Below are 18,752 nucleotides of genomic sequence, written 5' to 3' on the forward strand. Positions count from 1 at the left end.
CAGCGGTCGGTACTTGCCGCCCGACTTGCCACCATAGGGCCCCTTGGGTTCGATCTCGGCTTGGAGGGTTAGGACTTCGATGGGATCGAGGCAGGGGCCCTTTATCCACACTTTGACAATGCCTCCCGGTGCCAAACCGATGGTGAGAGATTCGCGATAATCGAACGTACGACCGCTAGGGTAATTAGCAGGAAGTTGTTCAGTCATCTTCTGTTGTGCCCAGTCGGGAATAGTAAAAAGCGCATGGTAGGTCTGAGGTTCTACCATTGACTGCCAACGCAATGAGACGACGTAGGGGAGATCCAGACCAGTTAGGTAGCGGCCTTTGCCTGAGCCGATTCGTTTAGGCCAACCTTTAGCGGTAGCCGAAAGACTAGCCGGCTCCCCCATGGCGACCACTCCGCCCATGGCATTAGGAAAGATACGCCCACTGTTGTCGCCAATGTTGGCTTGCTCCAGCCAGACTTCCATATAGTTGGGCGCCAGAAAGCCCAGGTACCAGGCGTCATAGGGCAGCTTGTTCGCAGCGCCGGACTGGCAACCCGCCAGACTCATGAACAGGGCGATAGACAGCAGCCAGCGCCTCATCGCGGGTACCCTGCTTGCGGACGATTGGCATAGAGGCTGCGCCGACCATCGGCGGTGGGTGCATCAACAAAGATTGCATCCACATTGCCCAGGCCACTGCCCATGCGCGCATTCCAGTGAGCCGATCTGTGCACATAGCGACTGAGCAGCAGACGATTTTCGGCCTGACTCAGTGGCTCAGGCGCATGCGGACTGCCTGCCTGAAGCTTTCTGGCCATAGGAACCAGGTCGGCAGGCAAGCGCCACTCCGGATCCTCTTCGTCAAGAGCAATGAAGGGCACACCCTGGGCGCTGGCCAGACGGTGCATTATCCGCAGATAAACCAGGGATAGCTCTCCACGCACCTGCCGCTCCAACCGTATCGCCGCGAAGACTTCGACTTCCGGGAGGTCGCCCCGGACGCGGGGCAACTCGAGGCGCCAGGTATCGATGCCAAGACGAGTGCTGGCTGAGTCGTACCAAGGCGCCCCTTGCAGGCGCCGCAACTCCAATTCGGCCTGACGATAGCTCCAGGCCTGGTGGCTATCCGTGCCCCTGGGCTCGAGGGAAGCCCTCGGCCGGGTCAACAACAATCGCTCCTGCACCTCTTCAGGATAGCCGCCCCCGACATCAGCGTGGGCGCCGGGCAGAAATATCTCCTCATGCTCGGGTGCCACGCTGTTAAGGGCGAAGTTACGGCGGTACTCATGCTGGGCAGCCAACTGCACTACCTTGAGCGCGCAACCGGATGGTAGATAAAGATTGAGTCCAAGATTTACTGCATTAGCCGGACTGAAGTCGCCCTGCAGAGGATCGGCTATCGCCGCCACGGTATCAAACAGACCGATGAAGTTGACTCTCACTTTGGCGCGCCGCCAAGGGAAGCATGGCGCAAGCCCTGTAGCCACGATACCGCCGTCGGCTTTTAGTACCTCGTTGGAAAAGTGGCGGGCTGCCGCTGCCCCTCGGCTGAAGCCAAAAAGATCAAACTCGACGGCTTCGACAATGACCTTGGGGTTGACCAGACGAAATTCGTCATACCGTTTCGAGAAAACGGCAGGGAATGTCTGAACACAAGCCAGTACACCACTCCTACCTAGCCCCGTCCCCATCGAAAGCAAATTATCCGGCTGACCGGCCCGGGTACCGATGCCCTCGATATAGACGGGGATGACCGCTGAGCTTTCGTCCGGCTCGATCGCCCGTTGGGTATCGTCCCGGTAGAGCCGATACAACCGCGCAATATTCGTCTCCGCCCCCGCATAGCTGCCATCGGCACTCAGCATGAACTTCTCGCAATGCCTTGCGATGCTGCGCGCCTGATCCTGGCGAAAGCCCTGCTCTTCCGCCCGACAAGCCGCACCGGTGGCGGCATTGAAGAGGTTGTTGCCGGTGCCGTCGAAGAAGACGCCGATGCGCAGGGTGATGCGCTGTTCTAGCGGGCGCTCCGCCTGTTCGGCGACTTCATCCCTGGCAACGGGTGCGCCCTCCGGGTGGTTGGCAGGCTCCTCGATATCCCGTCGCTCCCGGGAGCGACGTGCCGAAGGCTTGCCCTGCCCCGGTGCCAGGCCGGTAGTGCCTGCATGGCTTGCGCAGGCGCCCTTGGGCGCGCCGCCGGCGTCCAGGCCGATGATGACGCTGCCCGAGCCGCCGATCACCACGCCGCCATGGCTGGTAAGGCTGCCGAGCACCGCCGCAGGCCGGCCGTTGATCAGGACCGTGGGGATGACCGCGGCGCTCAGGGCGGCGCCACAGCCGCAGGCATGGCCGAGGGTGGCGGCGGGCAGGCCATCGAAAGCGACATCGGTGGAGCCCTGGACTAGGGCGGTGGTACCGCATTGGGGGCAGGCGACGGCGTCGCCCAGGCGAGCAGCAGGCTTTCCAGACATGACCGATCTCCCTATCGGTAACTGGGGCCTGAAAAATGCCGCACAAAAGGCTCTAGGACAATCCTTTCAGCGCGATATCGCGCAATTTCTCACGGCCTCAACCGTGAGGATCGTCCGGATAGGTGAAGGTCGGCATCTGCCAGTTGAATCTCAACGCCAGCAGGCGCAGCAGCAACCCCGCGGCCAGGGTGATGAGCAGCGCCTGCTCTTCGCCGAGCCACGGGCGGCAGAGCAGGTAGCAGCCGGCGGAAAGTACCGCCACGCTGGCATAAAGCTCGCGCCTGAGGATCAGGGGTACGTCGTTGCAGAGGATGTCGCGCAGGATGCCGCCGCAGGTGCCGGTGAGGGTGCCGCTGACGATGACGATGGCCGGACTCAGGCCCATCTCCAGGGCCACCTGGCAGCCGATCACGGTAAAGGCCACCAGGCCCAGGGCGTCGAGCACCAGGAACAGCCGGCGCAGATAGCGCATGACTCGCGCGATGGCCACGGTGGCGAGGCCCGCGCCGACGGTGAGCGCGAGGTACTCCGGGTGCTTTACCCAGCCCAGCGGATAGTGTCCCAGCAGGACATCGCGCACCGAGCCGCCGCCCAGGGCGGTGACGCTGGCGATCAGCGCCACGCCGAACAGGTCCATGCCGCGGCGCCCCGCGGACAGGGCGCCGGTCATGGCCTCGGCGGTGATCGCGACCAGATAGAGGATGGACAGCAGCACGGACGGCTGGCCGTCAGACCTTGATGAAGTGCTCGCGATAGTGCCGCAGCTCGGCGATGGAATCGCGGATGTCGTCCAGCGCCAGGTGGCTGCCGCTCTTCTTCACGCCGTCACGCACATGGGGTGCCCAGCGCGCGGCCAGTTCCTTGAGGGTGGAGACGTCCAGGTTGCGGTAGTGGAAGTAGGCTTCCAGCTCCGGCATGCGGCGATAGAGGAAGCGGCGATCCTGACAGATGCTGTTGCCGCAGATCGGCGACTTGCCCTTGGGCACCCACTGCTGCAGGAATTCCAGGGTGAGGGCCTCGGCCTGGGCGGTATCAACGGTGCTCTCGCGCACCCGCTGGGTCAGCCCCGAACCGCCGTGCTGGCGGGTGTTCCACTCGTCCATGCCGGCCAGGATCTCGTCCGACTGGTGGATGGCCAGCACCGGGCCTTCGGCCAGCACATTGAGATCGCTGTCGGTGACGATGGTAGCCATCTCGATGATCACGTCCCGATCCGGATCCAGGCCGGTCATTTCCAGGTCGATCCAGATCAGGTGCTGCGGATTGGGGGCGGTCATGGTGAACTCCTTGATGATGGCACCAGTGTAGCAGCGCGCCTGCCGCGTACCTACCGGCGCCAGAGCAGCAGCCGGCTGCCACGCAGGTCGCCTACCTCCAGCACCTGATCCGCGGGCTGGTCGGGAATCTCGAAGGTGTTGCTGATCAGCCAGCTGCCGGCCCGCTGTTCCGTGCGGGCCTTGTCGCCCAGGCGTGGCATGGGCGCCGGCGAGAGAAAGCAGTAGACGACGTCGAACTCGCCCAGCTGCACCCGCCAGAGATCGCGATAGCGCACCTGGCAATTGCGCCGCGGCAGGCAGCGCAGCCAGGCCAGGGCGAAGCTCAGCGGCGCCGTCTCCACCCCGACGAAGGTGGCCTGGGGAAAGCGCCGGGACAGATCGACCAGGGTATCGCCCAGGCCGCAGCCGAGGTCGACGAAGCGAAAGGTCGGCTCGCGCTCGGCGAGCAGTTCGGCCAGCCGCTCGCGGGTCTGGCGCCCGGTCAGATAGAGCGGTACCCGCTCGCGCAGGCTGTTCCAGTTCAGCAGCAGAAGCAGCAGGAAGCCGAGCGCGGCGATGCCCGCCGAGAGTCCGCGACCGCTGACCAGGTAGAGCGTCGGGGCGAACAGCAGATTGATGAACACCCACCAGCGGGCGAGTCCCAGCAGCTCGCCCAGCAGGGCCGCCAGTACCGCCTGCAGGCAGACCAGCGCCAGCAGCGAGGGGCGCTGGCCGGCGAAGCCGGCCCACAGGCGGATGCCGACGACGGCGACCACCAGGGCGGCCAGTTGCACCAGCACGGCCAGCAACAGCGGATAGCGCGAGGCGAGATGGGCCAGCATGGGGGCTCCGGAGCGACGAGGTACGCCAAGTTTAGGTAATCCGCGAGAGGCGGCCAATGCTAGACTCAGCGGTCCTGAAACCCGCGGATATCCCATGGCCAAACGCCACCTGACCCGTCGCCAGAGCTGGCGGATCGAAAAAATCCAGACCGAACGCGCCGCTCGTGCGGAAAAGCGCGAATCCAAGCTGATCGACGAACTCGAAGGCGGCGATCTGGGACCGGAGCAACAAGGCCTGGTGATCGCCCACTTCGGCGTTCAGGTGGAGGTCGAGGATGACGAAGGCCAGCTGCAGCGCTGTCACCTGCGCGCCAACCTGCCGACCCTGGTCACTGGCGACCGGGTGGTGTTTCGTCCCAGCCTCCAGGGCAACGGCGTCATCGTCGCCCAGTTGCCGCGGCGTTCGGAGATCTGCCGGCCGGACATGCGCGGCCTGCTCAAGCCGGTGGCGGCCAACGTCGACCGCCTGGTGATCGTCTTCGCCCCGCTGCCCACGCCTCACGCCAACCTCATCGATCGCTACCTGGTGGCCGCCGAGCATGCCGGCATCCAGCCGTTGCTGCTGCTCAACAAGGCCGACCTGATCGACGCGCACAACGGCCCGGCGCTGGACGAGCTGCTGGGCGTCTACCGCGAGCTGGACTATCCGCTGCTGGAGGTCTCGGCCCACAACGGCCTGAGCATGGACCAGCTCAAGAGCGAGCTGGACGAGCACGTCAGTGTCTTCGTCGGTCAATCGGGGGTAGGCAAGTCGTCGCTGGTGAACGCCCTGCTGCCAGGCGTCGATACCCGCGTCGGACCGCTGTCGGAGCTGACCAACAAGGGCACCCACACCACCACCACCGCCCGGCTCTTCCACTTTCCCGATGGCGGCGATCTGATCGACTCGCCCGGCATCCGCGAATTCGGCCTCAGCCACGTCAGCCGTGACGACGTCGAAGCCGGCTTCAAGGAATTCGGCGACTACCTCGGCCACTGCCGCTTCCGCGACTGCAAGCACGAGCGCGAACCCGGCTGCGCCCTGCTCGCCGCCCTGGAACGCGGTGACATCCATCCGCAGCGGATGGCCAGTTACCGGCACATCCTGGCCAGCCTCGAAGGCGAGTCGCGCTACTAAGCAAAACGCCGGGCAAGCCCGGCGTTTTCTTGTATCAGTCGGCGACCATCAGCCAAAGACGCGGAAGCGCTCGGCGTCGTCCATGAAGCCCTTCTCCGGGAAGTCGCCTTCGTTGGAACCGAAGGGCATCTGCGCGCGCAGGTGCCAGGTCTCCGGCAGCTGCCACTCGGCGGCGGCCAGGGCATCGGGCAGCGGATTGTAGTGCTGCAGGCTGGCGCCGATGCCGGCGTTGGCTAGGGCCGTCCACACGGAGAACTGGGCGATGCCGCTGGCCTGCTCCGACCAGATGGGGAAGTTGTCGGCGTAGGCGGGATACTTGTCCTGCAGGCTGGCGACGACGTGCCGATCCTCGTAGAACAGCACGGTGCCGGCGCCGGCCGCGAAGCTGTTGATCTTGCCTTCGGTGGCGGCGAAGGCGTCGGCCGGCACGATCTGCCGCAGCGCCTGCATGACGAAGCCCCAGAACTTGTCGCTCTCGGCGCCGAACAGGATCACCGCGCGCGAGCTCTGCGAGTTGAAGGCGGAAGGCGACAGCTTGACCGCTTCCTGGATCAGCGCGGTGACCTGGTCCTGGGCCAGTGGCAGGTTCTTGCCCAGCGCGTACTGGCTGCGGCGGCGCTTGATGGTGTCGATAAAGGCGTTGCTCATCGGAAGGCTCCTGCAAGGGAATCGGAGATCGGGAGACCGCGCGCCAGGGCGCAAGGTGCCCGATCCAGCATGAAAACCCCTGCAGCTTAACCAGCCCTGCGCAGGCCAACGGACGAAAAAACCGAACGCTAGCAGCGAATTTTCCTATCGATCGCCGCGCCCGCTCAGGGCTTGCCCTGGATGACGCCGGCATCGAAGGCATTGACCTGCTGCTTGAAGGCCGCGTTGTTGACGGGCAGCGCCAGGTTGCCGGTGGCGCTGACGCCACCGCTGGAGACCCCGCCCCGACTGGCCGCCGGTGCGGCGCCGGCCGCGGGCTTGGGTGCCTGGTTGCCACCGGCGCGGCCCTCGATAGCCTGCTGGGCCTTCTTGGTCAGCACGATGATGTCGATGCGGCGGTTGACCGGATTGAGCGGATGTTCGCGATCAAAGGGAGCCGAAGAGGCATAGCCGACGATCCGCGCCACCTGCTCTTCCGGATAGCCACCGGCGATCAGCGCCCGGCGTGCGGCGTTGGCGCGACCGGCGGACAATTCCCAGTTGCTGAAGTCGCCCTTGCCGGCGTAGCGCGCGGCATCGGTATGGCCGCTGATGCTGATCTTGTTCGGCACCTGGCGAATGGTGTCGGCCATGGCCAGCAGGATGTCCTCGAAATAGGACTTCAGCCGCGGACTGCCGGAATCGAACATCGGCCGGTTCTCGGCATCGACGATCTGGATGCGCAGGCCGTCCTGGGTGATCTCCAGCAGGATCTGGTCCTTGAACTTCTGCAGCTCCGGATTCTGCTCGATCTTGTTCTGCAACTCCTGCAGCAACAGCTCCAGGCGTTCCTTGTCCACCTGCTCGGCGATCTTTTCCGCCTGGCTCGGATCCATCTTCGCCTGGCTGGCATCCTTCTGCTGCTGGGCCGCGTCGTTGGGCTGGCGTTTGTCGGACTGATCGGGCGCCTGGGTGGGATCGGGCGCGACACGGTTGGAATCGTTGGGGTCGGCGCGCTCCTGCACGTCCGGATTGACCTTGTTCTGGGTCGAATCCGGTTGCGCCTGGATCTCGGGGTTCAGGGTGCGATCAGGCGCCGGCGTCGGCGTGCCGCCCAGGTCGATGACATAGGGGCTGGCACTTTCGGTGAAGCCGATCGGATCCTGGAAGTAGCCGGCGATGGCCTTCTTCTGCTCCGGGGTGGCCGAGGACATCAGCCAGAGCACCAGGAAGAACGCCATCATGGCGGTGGCGAAGTCGGCGAAGGCGATCTTCCAGGCGCCGCCGTGGTGGCCGGCGGCGCTCTTCTTGATGCGCTTGACGATGATCGGCTGGTTGTTGTCCATCAGCTGCCCCGCATCGCCTGCTCGAGCTCACTGAAGGACGGCCGGTGCGCCGGGAACAGCACCTTGCGGCCGAATTCCACGGCGACGGTGGGCGGCATGCCGCTGGCGGCGGCGACCAGGCAGGCCTTGATGGCCTCCAGCACATTGAGTTCTTCCTTGGCGTCGTGCTCCAGGCAGGTCGCCAGCGGACCGAAGAAGCCGTAGGCGGCGAGAATACCGAGGAAGGTACCCACCAGAGCGGCGCCCACGTGGCCACCGATGGCCGCCTGGTCACCCTCGCCGAGCATGCCCATGGTGATCACGATACCCAGTACCGCGGCGACGATACCGAAGCCGGGCAGGCCGTCGGCGACCCGCGATACCGCGTGGGACGGATGCTCCAGCTCTTCCTTGATGCCGGCCAGCTCCATGTCGAACAGGCCTTCCAGCTCGTGGGGGGCCATGTTGCCGGACGACATCAGCCGCAGGTAGTCGGCGACGTAGGCGGTCATCCGCTCATCCTTGAGGATGTTCGGGTACTTGCTGAAGATCGGACTGGCCTTGGGATCCTCGACGTCCGCCTCGATGGACATCATGCCCTCGCGCCGGCTCTTGTTGAGGATCTCGTAGAGCAGCTTGAGCACGTCCAGGTAGAAGGCGTGGGTGAAGCGGTTGCCGAACATCTTCAGCGACTTCTTGAACACCTGCATGAAGGTGCTGCCCGGGTTGGCCTGCAGGAAGGCCCCCAGGGCGGCGCCGCCGATGATCAGGACCTCGAGCGGCTGGATGATCGCAGCGATCTTGCCATGCGCGAGGATGTAGCCGCCGAGGACAGCCGCGAATATCACGATGATGCCGATGATTTTTGCCATGGTTGGGAATACTGTGTGCTAAGGAAAATTGAGCCGGGGATCTGCCCTCACGTCCCCTTTATCGGACCCGGCGCCCCGGACTGAAGGCCTTTCATCAAATTTCAAGGCGACCGTCGTATGTCCAGCCGCCCGAACACCGTCGAAGACTGGGTCAAACACCTGGAAGGCGTACGCCTGCCGGTGGCCACCGCCAGCGCGGAGCGTCTGCGCCGCGCCCTGGCCGATGGCCGTCTGGCGTTGCATGAGATCGCCGAACGACTCTGCGAGTCACCCCCCCTGGCGCTGGCCCTGCTGCGCGAGGCCAATCGCGGCCATGCCAGCCTCGGGGATCCGGCCGCCAGTCTGGAAGCCGTGCTCGGCCGCGTCGGTCTCGGGCCGGCGGAGTACCTGATCGCCCGCCAGCCGACCCTGCCCGAGGAGCGCCTGCCGCGTCCGCTGCGGCAGCTGTGCCTGGTCAGCCAGCACGCCATGACCCTCGGACTGGGCCTGTTCGGCGTGCCCCTGGCGCGGCTGTGGCCGGACATCCGCCTGGCCGCCCTGCTCTTTCTGGCGCCACTCTGGCCGCTGGCGACCCGCTATCCGGAACTCTTCGAGGAATGGGAACGGCGGGTGCTGGGCGAAGGCGAACCGGCGCTCAAGGTCGAGCGCGAACTGCTCGGCGTGCCGGCGATCCGCCTGTGCCAGGCGCTGGCCCGTCACTGGCAGTTGCCCGAGTGGATCGTGGAAGGCTATCGCCTGCTGGACCAGGATCGCCGGCAACTGGTCAGGGCGCTGCACATCGCCCATGGCGACGATCCCCTCGAACAGCAGCAGCGCCTCGACGACGACCCCAATCTGCGGCGCTGGCTGACCCATCCCGGCAACACCATCCTGCTGGCCAATGGCCTGGCCCTGGCCAGCCACCATGCCTGGGATGGTCCTCATACCCTGCGCTGGCAGCGTTTCAGCGCCCTCTATCTGCAACTGCCGCTGGCAAGGGTGCAGAGTCGCAGCCATGAACTGGCGGTGCAGGATGCCCAGCGCCATGCCCGACCCGGCCTCTGGCATCCGGCGGAAGGCCTGGTCTGGCCACCGGGCGAACGGCGCCTCAAGCCGGTGTCCCGGGTACAGGTCGCCAGCGAGAGTCAGGCACAACGCTGGCGCGGACTCTGCGAGCAGCTGCTGCACACGCCCAGCGCCTTCGCCACCCTGCCTCAGCTGTTCGATTGCGCACGCCAGGCGCTGGTGGCCTGCGGCCTGCCGCGGCTGCTGTTGCTGACCCCGGATCGCAACGGCCAGAAGGGCAATGTCCAGCTGCACCATGGCCTGGATGACGCTCCCGGCCTGCAGCTGGACATCGCCAGCCATCCGCTGCTGGCCAAGCTGTTCGGCAGCCCCGGCCAATTGCGCATTGATGCCGACAACCGGGCGCGCTTCGCGCCGCACCTGCCCGCCGATCTGCGCCGGCTGTTCAGCAACGAACGGCTCTGGCTGCGCAGTCTGGGCTTTGGCGAACGGGTGGTACTGGTGGCGATCCTGGACAGCGAACTGCAGCCGGCGGATCCGCGGCGCAGCGCCGCGCTGGACAAGACCTTCACCTGCATCGAGCGCGCCATCGGCACCTTTGCCAATCGTCCGCGGGCACGACCGACCTGACGCTGGCCGGTCAACCTCGGTACACTTCACCTTTGCTACGGACCGACGGGAAATCCGCGATGCCCTTTTCCGCCCTGCCCCTGGTGATCGAGCCGGCCGATCTCGCGGCGCGCCTGGACGCGCCCGAACTCATCCTGGTGGATCTCTGCAGCGCCGCCCTCTATGCCGAAGGCCATCTGCCCGGCGCGCGCCATGTCGCGCCCGCGCGCACCCAGCTGGGCAGCAAGCCGGCGCCCGGCCTGCTGCCGGCCCAGGCGGACCTGGAACGGCTGTTCGGCGAACTGGGGCAACGCGACGAGGCTGTCTACGTGGTCTATGACGATGAAGGCGGCGGCTGGGCCGGACGCTTCATCTGGCTGCTGGACGTCATCGGCCACGGCCACTATCACTACCTCAACGGCGGGCGCCAGGGCTGGATCGCCGCCGGCCTGCCGCTGAGCACCGAGGTACCGGCTGCGGCGAGCGCGCCGGTCGCCCTGACCCTGTTCGAAGAGCCCACCGCCAGCCGCGCCTATCTGCAGAGCCGGCTGGGCGCCGAGGACCTGGCCATCTGGGACGCCCGGGGCGCCGACGAATACCGCGGCGAAAAGGTGCTGACCGCCCGTGGCGGCCACATTCCCGGGGCGATCAACTTCGAGTGGACCGCCGGCATGGATCGCGAGCGCCAGTTGCGCATCCGCGAGGACCTGGCCGCCGAACTGGAGCGCCTGGGCATCACCCGCGACAAGGAAATCATCACCCACTGCCAGACCCATCACCGATCCGGCTTCACCTATCTCGCGGCCAAGGCCCTGGGCTATCCGCGCGTCAAAGCCTATGCCGGCTCCTGGGGCGAATGGGGCAACCACCCCGACACCCCGATCGAATGATTGCCAAGGACCTCTCATGAAACTGGAAGACCGTCTGTTCATCCTTGCCCAGCACCTGCTGCCGCACCATCTGCTGTCGCGGCTGATCGGTGGCTTCGCCGAGTGCCGGGCGCCCTGGTTCAAGAATCTGCTGACCCGCTGGTTCGTCCGTCACTATGACGTCGACATGCGCCAGGCCCAGGTGGAAGACCCTACCGCCTACGAGAACTTCAACGCCTTCTTCACCCGCGCCCTCAAGCCCGGCGCCCGTCCGCTGCCGGCCGCAGCCGACGTGGTGGTCAGTCCGAGCGACGGCGCCATCAGCCAGCTCGGTCGCATCGAGCACGGCCGCATCTTCCAGGCCAAGGGCCACAGCTACAGTCTGCTGGAGCTGCTCGGCGGCGACGGCCTGCGCGCCGCGCCCTTCATGGGCGGTCATTTCGCCACCATATACCTGTCGCCCAAGGACTACCACCGGGTGCACATGCCGCTCACCGGCACCCTGAAGGAGATGGTCTATGTGCCCGGGCGCATCTTCTCGGTCAATCAGCTCACCGCCGAGAACGTGCCCGAGCTGTTCGCCCGCAACGAGCGAGTGGTGTGCATCTTCGACACCGCCGTGGGGCCCATGGCGGTCATTCTGGTCGGCGCCATGATCGTCGCCAGCATCGAGACGGTCTGGGCCGGTCTGGTCACGCCACCCAAGCGCGAACTCAAGCGCTTCGCCTACGACGAGGCCGCGCGCGCCCCCATCACCCTGCGCACCGGCGACGAGCTGGGTCGCTTCAAGCTGGGCTCCACCGCCATCGTGCTGTTCGGCCCGGAAGCGGTGAACTGGTCCGCTGAACTCGGCGCCTTGTCCACCGTCAACATGGGGCAACTGCTGGGGGTTCCGACCACGTCCGCCCCCTTGACCACCGTTTCCGAGCCAGGGCCTCTCGCCTAGATGCGCGGTTCATTGCCCATCGAAACAGGAGTGCGCGCGGCGAATGGATAGCAAAAGGCCACAGCTCATGTTGCGGGTACCGACACCCGATCAGCGCAGCCTGACGTTTTGTGACGCCACGCCGGCCGGCCTCAAGCGCTGGCTGGAGCAATTGCCACGGGCCAAGCTGGGCGAATTCGCCCGGCTGCTCTACCAGGGTCTGCTGGAACTCAATCGGCTGATCCTGACGCCGGAAGCGCGTCTGCGTCTGCTCGAATCCCTGCGCCCGGACGTGCAGCGCGTCTGTCAGCTGCTGGAACGCCATGTGCTCAACCAGGCCATCGTGCTCGACGAGCGTTCGCGCAAGGTGGCCAATCTCTGTCAGGCCCTGCAGAACCTGCTGGCGGCCGGCTACAAGCTGATCGTGGTCGAGGAAAGCGACCGTGGCGAACGCAGCACGCTGCTGGCGACCGCCATCCAGCGTGCCCTGCGCGCCCTGCTCGGGCCGCTGATCCGCGCCGCCCAGCTCTATACCCCGGTGCACGACAACCTCTGGCTGGAGCTGCACCAGCTCTATCGGCTGGCGGTGACCACCGGCCTGCACAACCAGAAGATTCGCGATGAATTGCTGCCCGGCGACGGCAGCCAGACCATCACCCAGGCCTATGGCGCCGCCCTGCTGTTCGGCGCCGCGCGCTGCAACCAGTTGCGCCAGAGCCACATCGCCCAGCTGACGCTGCACCTGGACGACTGGGCCAGCCTGATCCGCCTGCAAGGTCCCGAGCAGAACGGCACCCTGATGGTGGTGGCGCCGCAGATCGACGCCCCGCCGCGCTATCGCTCGCTGTTGCGCGAAGCCAATCTCAGCGGTCTTCTCGGCCTCGCCCCGCAGCAACTGGTGCAGGCCATCGAAGACTACCTGGCGCTGGCCCCGGAGCAGCGCCCCCGCGCGCGCCTGCCGGTGCACGGCGATCTGTCCCTGGATCTGCTGCAACACCTGGTCGGGGCCTGGGGCCAGGAGGCGGATCGCGCCTTCCAGCGCATGCCCGGCCAGGGTCAGGTGCAGGTCTGCATCGGCATGAGCGCCCTGCACTATCAGCTCGCGGGTGGTCAGGTGTTCGCCGACACCCTGCGCCTGTCGGCCGCGGTCGTGCCGGACACCTTTGCGCCCAAGCCCAAGGACGATGTCTGGTCAATGGCTTTCGATGCCGACACCCAGGCACCCGACGCCCTGGACTGGAGCGCCGAAAATCTGGAAGAGATCCACTACGACGTCCTGCCCGGTGACGGCGAGGCGGCCAGTCCGGCCTTTCCGATCCATGGGGTGCAGGTGGTCAACCACAGCCCGGGCGGCTATTGCCTGAGCTGGAGTGGCGAGGTGCCCGAGCAGCTGCAGGCCGGCGAATTGCTTGGTGTGCGCCTGCCCGAGGATCACAACTGGGGCCCGGCGGTGGTGCGCTGGGTCCGCCAGGTGCCTGGCAGCGGGACCCAGATGGGCGTCGAACTGCTGGCACCCACCGCGCGCCCCTGTGGGCTGCAGCTGCTGCGCAAGGCCGAGCAGAACAGTCAGTACCTGCGTGCCCTGCTCCTGCCGGAGATCAAGGCCATCGACCAGGCGCCGACGCTGATCGCGCCGCGTCTGCCCTTCCAGGAAGGCAGCAAGGTGCAGATCAACCAGCAGGGCAACGAGCAGCGCGGCATGCTCGACCGGCGGCGCAGCATGACGGTCAGCTTCAGCGTCTTCGAATATCACCTGCTGGAGCAGAGCGGTACGCAGCCCGGCGGCGGATCCACGGGCGGCGGCGCGCGTCAGGAAGAAGACTTTGACTCGCTGTGGAAGTCTCTGTAGCTTCGATAAATCATCGTTATCGCCAGGGCGCGAATAGACCATGGCCGCCGAACACAGCGCGATCCGCCTGTTACTGCTCGAAGCATCGCAGAACGAGGCGGAACGCCTGGTCAGCCTGTTCCGCAATGCCGGACGGGCGACGCGGGCCCAGCGCCTGGCCGACCCCGCGGGTCTCGACGAACTGCTGTCCCAGTCCTGGGACCTCGCCATCCTCGCCCCCCCCTCGCCGGAACTCGACAGCCTGGCCGCCCTGCGCCAGTTGCGCCGCCGGATACCTCAGCTCGCCGTCATCCAGCGGGTGGTCCCGGACGATCCCGCGGCGGTGCTCGAGGCCCTGCGCCTCGGCGCCCGCGACGGCATCGCCAGCGACAACGACGAACACCTGCTGCTGGCCAGTCTGCGCGAACTCGGCAACCTGGCCGAGCGCCACGAACGCCGGCGCCTGGAACAGGCCCTGGCCGAGGCCGAGCAGCGCTGCCAGCTGCTGCTGGCCAATGCCGTGGAAGCGGTCGCCTATGTCCACGACGGCCTGCATATCCACGTCAACTCGGCCTATGTGGAGCTGCTGGGCTATCCGTCCGCGGAAGACCTGGAAATCACGCCGTTGATGGACCTCATCGCCGCCGCCGACCAGCCGGCGCTGCGCGAGGCCTTTCGCCAGTTGCGCGACGATCCCCGCCCGCTCGAACTGGATTGCCGCTGCGTTCGCCAGGACGGCAGCACCCTTGGTGTGCGCCTGCGCCTGACGCCGGCCATCTATCTCGACGAACCGTGCGTGCAGCTGCACCTGCGCGAGGAACGCGCGGCCCCGGGCGCCGAGGCCCTCGAGGAACAGCTGCGTGAGGTGCGCTTCCAGGACATCCTGACCGGTCTGCTCAATCGCAGCCGCATGCTCGAATTGCTCGAGGATGCCCTGGAACGCGCTCGGCTCGGCGCACCGGCCAGCTTCGCCTACCTGAGCATCGATCGCTATCCGACCCTGGTGGCCGAGCTGGGCATAGGCGCCATGGACGAATTGCTGGTGGTCCTGGCCGAGCGCCTGCGCGAGCATTTCGGCACCCTGGTGACCCTGTCGCGCTTCGCCGACGACGCCTTTACCGCCCTTCTGCCGCAGGCGGCCGACGCCAGCCTGGACAGTGCCTTCGAGCGCCTGCTCGGTCGCCAGGAGCGCCAGCCGCTGACCCTGGCCGGGCGCACCCTGGCCATCAGCTATTCCATCGGCGTGGTCAGCCTGGACAGCCAGGCCAAGAGCGCCGGCGATCTGGTGGACCGCGCGCACCGCTCCGCGCGCCAGGTCGCCCAGCGCGGCGGCAATGCCTGCAAACGCTACGATCCCCAGGAAGAGCTGGCCGCCGCCGCCAATCGCGGCAATCTGGTGGCCATGGTCAAGCAGGCCCTGCAGCAGAACGGCTTCCGCCTGCTGTTCCAGCCGGTGATCGGCCTGCGCGGCGGCAGCCACGAGTACTACGAGGCGCTGCTGCGCCTGATCAATCCCCAGGGTGAGGAGGTCTCACCGGCCGAATTCGCCCGTACCGCCCGCGACAGCGGCCTGAGCGGCCAGATCGATCGCTGGGTGATCCACCAGGCCATGCGCCAGCTCGGCGAGCACCGCGCCCGCGGCCATGGCACGCGCATCTTCGTGCATCTCTCGGGGGCGACCCTGGGTGATCTGGAGTTGTTGCCCTGGCTGCGGGAAACCCTGCAGGCGCAGCAGCTGGACGCCGAGGCGGTGATCTTCCAGCTCAGCGAAGAAGACCTGCTGGCCCAGCCGGAGCAGGCCCTGGCCATGGCGCAGCGGCTACGTCGCCAGGGTCATCCGGTCACCCTGAGCGGTTTTGCCGCCGGCGATCCGCCGCTGGCGGCGCTGCGCCTGCTGGTACCGGATTACGTCAAGCTGTCGGGCAAGCTGATCAAGGACCTGGCGCAACCGGACCACCAGGAGCGTCTCAAGGCCCTGGTCGCCGAACTCAGCGCGCAGAACGTCCAGACCATCGCTCCCTTCGTCGAGAGCGCCAGCGTGCTGGCCCAGCTCTGGCAGGTCGGGGTGCACTTCATCCAGGGCTACTATCTGCAGGAGCCCAGTCAGGCGATGGACTACGAGTTCCATCCCGAGCACTAGGGCTCGGGAGGCTCGCAGCGCGCGGACTCAACCGCGGGTCAGGCGATCTTCCACGCCGAGCAGATAGAGCACGCCATCCAGGCCCAGCACGCTCACCGACTGGCGGGCGGACTGGCGCACCAGCGGCTTGGCGCGGAAGGCCACGCCCAGACCGGCCAGGGCCAGCATCGGCAGGTCGTTGGCGCCATCGCCCACGGCGATGGTCTGCTCCAGCGTCAGGCCTTCACGGCTGGCCAGTTCCTGCAGCAGATCGGCCTTGCGCTGGGCATCGACGATGGGCTCGACGGCGCGACCGGTCAGCTTGCCGTCGACGATTTCCAGTTCGTTGGCATAGACGTAGTCGATGCCCAGCCGCGCCTGCACCTGGCGGGCGAAATAGGTGAAGCCGCCGGAAAGGATGGCGGTCTTGTAGCCCAGCCGCTTCAGCTCGGCGAACAGCCGCTCGGCTCCTTCGGTCAGGCGCAGCCCGGCACCGATGTCCTCCAGCACCTCTTCGGACAGGCCCTGCAGCAGCGCCATGCGCTCGGTGAAGCTGGCGCGGAAGTCGATCTCGCCGCGCATGGCGCGTTCGGTGATGGCCGCGACCCGCTCGCCGATACCGGCGGCCTTGGCCAGCTCGTCGATGACCTCGGCCTGGATCAGGGTGCTGTCCATGTCGAACACCGCCAGCCGGCGATGCTGCCGCTGCAGCTCATCCGGCTGCCAGCCGATGTCGGCCTGGCCTTCCTGGGCCAGCGCCAGCAGGCCCGCGCGCAGCGCCTGGGGCTCGTGGGGCTCGCCGGTGACGCGCAGCTCCAGGGCGGCCCGTTCGGTCGCGCCCGGCTCGCTCAGGGCGCGGATGGCGTGGATGTTCAGGCCCTGCTCGCGGCACAGCGCGGCCAGGCGGGTCAGCGGCAGATCGGCCAGGGTGCGGCCCATCAGCGTCAGGACATGGGCCTCACCGGTGTCCGGCGCCGGCTGCGCCAGGGGCGCCACCTGCAGCCCCAGGGCCTGCAGCGCCTGCCCCAGCGCCGCGCCGGCACTCGCCGGACTGACCAGCAGGGTCACCGCGGCACTGTTGTCCAGACCCTGCTGCTGCAGCGATTCCAGCCGGGCACCGGCCGCGGCCAGGGCGCCGGTGAGAGCCGCCAACCAGTCGGCGGGCAGGATGCCCACGGCCTGGAGTCCGATAACGTCTTGCATGGCGATCCCCTCGCGGAAAAGCGCGCAGTCTACCCTTTCGCCTCGGCGGTGCCGAGCCGTGGGCACCGGCTGGCGGAGTGAGTCCACCGCCGGCCTCTTTTGCGGGCGAAGCCCTGCATTCGCCGTTTTCGCACCCCTGGCGCGCTGGTTATACTGGCCGCACATTTTTTGTCCAAAGAAACGATTTCTGTGACCCGCCCCGCGACCGTCAAGCCCGATAATTTCTTCCTGTTGATCTACCGAGCCCTGCGCCAGCGTCGTGTGCCGGTGGCCTTGCGCATCGTTTCCCACAGCCTGCTGCTGGTGGCGGCTGCCCTGGTGATCTATGCCGGCATCATGAGCATGCAGTTCCGCCATGCCATGCAGCAGCAGGCCGACGCCGTCGGCCAGAGCCTGGTGACCCAGACGGCCAATTCCGCCGCCGAATTGCTGGTGGCCAACGACAATCTCAGCCTCAACGTGCTGCTGAGCAACCTGGCGCGCAATCCGCTGGTGGCCCATGCCGCGGTCTACAGCCCGGACAACCGGGTGCTGGCCGAGTCCGGCACGCGCCCGAGCCAGGGCCTGCTGACCGCCACCGATGGCATCTACAGCACGCCGATCCGCTTCCAGGACGTCACCGCCGGCCAGGTGCGCCTGGCGCTGGACATGGACCAGTTCCAGCAGCCGATGATGATCAGCCTGCAGAACATGGCCCTGCTGGGCCTGATCCTGCTGGCGCTCACGCTGATTCTCAGCCTGCGGCTCGGTCGTCAGCTGTCGATTCCGCTGCTGGAGCTGCGCGTCTGGCTGCGCGATCCCGATGACCCCGCACCGGGCGCCGGCCGTCTCGACGAACTGGGCGACCTGGCTCGCCAGCTGCAGAGTCGCCTGGTCCCGCCCAAGCCGCCCAAAGCGGAAGTGGCTGAGGCAGAGGACGACGATCCCTTCGCCGACGAGCAGGGTGGCCTGAGCGTCAAGCCGCCGCCCGCACGCAAGGCTGCCGCCGCCAAACCGGCCGCGCGCAAGGCGCCCGCCGCGGGCGCCGACAGCGAACCGGACGCCGATGCCTTCGCCGAGCTGGTGCCTGAGTCCTTTACCGAACCGCCACCCACCCTGGCCCCGGCGCTACCCACCGAACCCGACATCGTCACCTCGGCGGTGCTGTCCATCCAGCTCGGCGCTCAGGACCAGCTCAGCCGGCTGCCACGCAGCCGCCTCGAACAGCTGCTGGAGCGCTATCGCGACTGCCTGCAGCAGGCCACCGAACTCTATGACGGCGAACTCCACACCCTCAAGGATGGCGGCAGCCTGATCCTCTTCCACGAACGCAGCGACGACGACGACTACCTGACCCGCGCGCTCTGCTGCGGCGAGATCATGCGTGCCCTCGGTCATGCGCTGCAGGTGGAAGTGGTCGGCAGCGGTGCAACCCTGCAGCTGCAACTGGGTCTGACGCAGGGCGAACGCCTCGCCGGCCTGGAGCTTGCCCAATTGCTGGAAAACACCACCGTACGCAATGCCCAGGCGCTGAGTCGCCACAGTCGCAACCTGTTGCTGGTCGAGCAGAGCATCGCCGAGGACGAGCTGCTGCGTAAACGCGCCCGTATCCGCACCATCGCCAGCCCCGCCGGGGCCAGTTGCGTGGAACGTCTCCTGGAACCCTACTCCGCGACGCTGGAGCGTCATCTGGTCCGGCTCGAGGCGCATTAACGCGCCC

General features: G+C 66.8%; 16 protein-coding genes. 7 read left to right on the top strand and 9 right to left on the bottom strand.

The window, feature by feature from the left end:
• The 5 genes from GSQ95_RS14055 to GSQ95_RS14075 all read right to left on the bottom strand — a co-directional run.
• A partial coding sequence (locus GSQ95_RS14055) for a DUF2931 family protein (protein ID WP_158973832.1) occupies positions 1 to 588 on the bottom strand: 588 nt, incomplete at its 3' end.
• A complete protein-coding gene (locus GSQ95_RS14060) occupies positions 585 to 2,456 on the bottom strand; it encodes a PAAR domain-containing protein (protein WP_158896604.1) in 1,872 nt (623 codons plus the stop codon). The genes GSQ95_RS14055 and GSQ95_RS14060, both read right to left, overlap by 4 nt.
• 97 nt (positions 2,457 to 2,553) lie before the next feature.
• On the bottom strand, positions 2,554 to 3,168 hold the full coding sequence (locus GSQ95_RS14065) for a trimeric intracellular cation channel family protein (protein WP_042137396.1): 615 nt from the start codon (positions 3,166 to 3,168) through the stop codon (positions 2,554 to 2,556).
• A gap of 16 nt (positions 3,169 to 3,184) precedes the next feature.
• Positions 3,185 to 3,733 (bottom strand): oligoribonuclease, encoded by a 549-nt coding sequence (gene orn / locus GSQ95_RS14070; RefSeq protein WP_158896605.1) that lies wholly within the window; start codon positions 3,731 to 3,733, stop codon positions 3,185 to 3,187.
• A 50-nt stretch (positions 3,734 to 3,783) separates the two neighbouring features.
• Entirely contained in the window at positions 3,784 to 4,554 is a 771-nt protein-coding gene (locus GSQ95_RS14075; RefSeq protein WP_158896606.1) for a class I SAM-dependent methyltransferase, read from the bottom strand.
• 94 nt (positions 4,555 to 4,648) lie between these two features.
• On the opposite strand from GSQ95_RS14075, the gene rsgA reads away from it, so the two are divergent.
• The gene (gene rsgA / locus GSQ95_RS14080; protein ID WP_158896607.1) at positions 4,649 to 5,671 is read left to right on the top strand and encodes a small ribosomal subunit biogenesis GTPase RsgA; all 1,023 of its coding nucleotides are present in this window, start codon (positions 4,649 to 4,651) and stop codon (positions 5,669 to 5,671) included.
• A gap of 48 nt (positions 5,672 to 5,719) precedes the next feature.
• On the opposite strand, the gene GSQ95_RS14085 is transcribed toward rsgA, so the two are convergent.
• The 3 genes from GSQ95_RS14085 to motA all read right to left on the bottom strand — a co-directional run bounded on the left by GSQ95_RS14085 (position 5,720) and on the right by motA (position 8,495).
• Positions 5,720 to 6,319: a nitroreductase family protein gene (locus GSQ95_RS14085; protein ID WP_158896608.1), complete on the bottom strand. Its 600-nt coding sequence runs from the start codon at positions 6,317 to 6,319 to the stop codon at positions 5,720 to 5,722.
• A gap of 164 nt (positions 6,320 to 6,483) precedes the next feature.
• Positions 6,484 to 7,644, bottom strand: a complete 1,161-nt coding sequence (locus tag GSQ95_RS14090) for a flagellar motor protein MotB (protein ID WP_158896609.1) — start codon at positions 7,642 to 7,644, stop codon at positions 6,484 to 6,486.
• Positions 7,644 to 8,495 (bottom strand): flagellar motor stator protein MotA, encoded by an 852-nt coding sequence (gene motA / locus GSQ95_RS14095; protein ID WP_017642892.1) that lies wholly within the window; start codon positions 8,493 to 8,495, stop codon positions 7,644 to 7,646. Before motA ends, GSQ95_RS14090 begins: the two co-directional genes overlap by 1 nt.
• A gap of 117 nt (positions 8,496 to 8,612) precedes the next feature.
• Between motA and GSQ95_RS14100 the strand changes: the two genes are divergently transcribed.
• From GSQ95_RS14100 to GSQ95_RS14120, 5 genes are read left to right on the top strand one after another with little or no spacing between them, the layout of a single operon-like run.
• Positions 8,613 to 10,130: an HDOD domain-containing protein gene (locus GSQ95_RS14100; RefSeq protein ID WP_158896610.1), complete on the top strand. Its 1,518-nt coding sequence runs from the start codon at positions 8,613 to 8,615 to the stop codon at positions 10,128 to 10,130.
• Positions 10,131 to 10,189: 59 nt separating this feature from the next.
• Positions 10,190 to 10,999 (top strand): rhodanese-like domain-containing protein, encoded by an 810-nt coding sequence (locus GSQ95_RS14105; RefSeq protein WP_158896611.1) that lies wholly within the window; start codon positions 10,190 to 10,192, stop codon positions 10,997 to 10,999.
• A 16-nt stretch (positions 11,000 to 11,015) separates the two neighbouring features.
• Positions 11,016 to 11,924 (top strand): archaetidylserine decarboxylase, encoded by a 909-nt coding sequence (gene asd, locus GSQ95_RS14110; protein ID WP_158896612.1) that lies wholly within the window; start codon positions 11,016 to 11,018, stop codon positions 11,922 to 11,924.
• A 43-nt stretch (positions 11,925 to 11,967) separates the two neighbouring features.
• On the top strand, positions 11,968 to 13,752 hold the full coding sequence (locus GSQ95_RS14115) for a molecular chaperone (RefSeq protein ID WP_372240113.1): 1,785 nt from the start codon (positions 11,968 to 11,970) through the stop codon (positions 13,750 to 13,752).
• Between the two features lie 40 nt (positions 13,753 to 13,792).
• Complete coding sequence (locus GSQ95_RS14120; protein WP_158896613.1) at positions 13,793 to 15,871, top strand: EAL domain-containing protein; 2,079 nt, start codon at positions 13,793 to 13,795, stop codon at positions 15,869 to 15,871.
• Between the two features lie 27 nt (positions 15,872 to 15,898).
• Here the strand turns inward: GSQ95_RS14120 and serB are convergent, their stop codons facing one another.
• Positions 15,899 to 17,053 carry a phosphoserine phosphatase SerB gene (gene serB, locus GSQ95_RS14125; RefSeq protein WP_158896614.1) on the bottom strand — a complete coding sequence of 385 codons (1,155 nt, stop codon included), beginning with the start codon at positions 17,051 to 17,053 and terminating at the stop codon, positions 15,899 to 15,901.
• 189 nt (positions 17,054 to 17,242) lie between these two features.
• Here serB and GSQ95_RS14130 point away from each other — a divergent pair, with 189 nt between their 5' ends.
• Entirely contained in the window at positions 17,243 to 18,745 is a 1,503-nt protein-coding gene (locus GSQ95_RS14130) for an AhpA/YtjB family protein (protein ID WP_158973834.1), read from the top strand.
• The last annotated feature ends 7 nt before the right edge of the window (positions 18,746 to 18,752 follow it).

Origin of the sequence: Pseudomonas sp. BAV 4579 (genome assembly GCF_009765395.1) — a bacterium.
Taxonomy (GTDB): Bacteria; Pseudomonadota; Gammaproteobacteria; order Pseudomonadales; family Pseudomonadaceae; genus Chryseomonas; species Chryseomonas aestiva.

Coding starts and splice junctions, on each gene's coding strand:
- GSQ95_RS14060 (WP_158896604.1), bottom strand. CDS start 2,456: ATGTCTGGAAAGCCTGCTGCTCGCCTGGGCGACGCCGTCGCCTGCCCC.
- orn (WP_158896605.1), bottom strand. CDS start 3,733: ATGACCGCCCCCAATCCGCAGCACCTGATCTGGATCGACCTGGAAATG.
- GSQ95_RS14075 (WP_158896606.1), bottom strand. CDS start 4,554: ATGCTGGCCCATCTCGCCTCGCGCTATCCGCTGTTGCTGGCCGTGCTG.
- rsgA (WP_158896607.1), top strand. CDS start 4,649: ATGGCCAAACGCCACCTGACCCGTCGCCAGAGCTGGCGGATCGAAAAA.
- GSQ95_RS14085 (WP_158896608.1), bottom strand. CDS start 6,319: ATGAGCAACGCCTTTATCGACACCATCAAGCGCCGCCGCAGCCAGTAC.
- GSQ95_RS14090 (WP_158896609.1), bottom strand. CDS start 7,644: ATGGACAACAACCAGCCGATCATCGTCAAGCGCATCAAGAAGAGCGCC.
- motA (WP_017642892.1), bottom strand. CDS start 8,495: ATGGCAAAAATCATCGGCATCATCGTGATATTCGCGGCTGTCCTCGGC.
- GSQ95_RS14100 (WP_158896610.1), top strand. CDS start 8,613: ATGTCCAGCCGCCCGAACACCGTCGAAGACTGGGTCAAACACCTGGAA.
- GSQ95_RS14105 (WP_158896611.1), top strand. CDS start 10,190: ATGCCCTTTTCCGCCCTGCCCCTGGTGATCGAGCCGGCCGATCTCGCG.
- asd (WP_158896612.1), top strand. CDS start 11,016: ATGAAACTGGAAGACCGTCTGTTCATCCTTGCCCAGCACCTGCTGCCG.
- GSQ95_RS14115 (WP_372240113.1), top strand. CDS start 11,968: ATGGATAGCAAAAGGCCACAGCTCATGTTGCGGGTACCGACACCCGAT.
- GSQ95_RS14120 (WP_158896613.1), top strand. CDS start 13,793: ATGGCCGCCGAACACAGCGCGATCCGCCTGTTACTGCTCGAAGCATCG.
- serB (WP_158896614.1), bottom strand. CDS start 17,053: ATGCAAGACGTTATCGGACTCCAGGCCGTGGGCATCCTGCCCGCCGAC.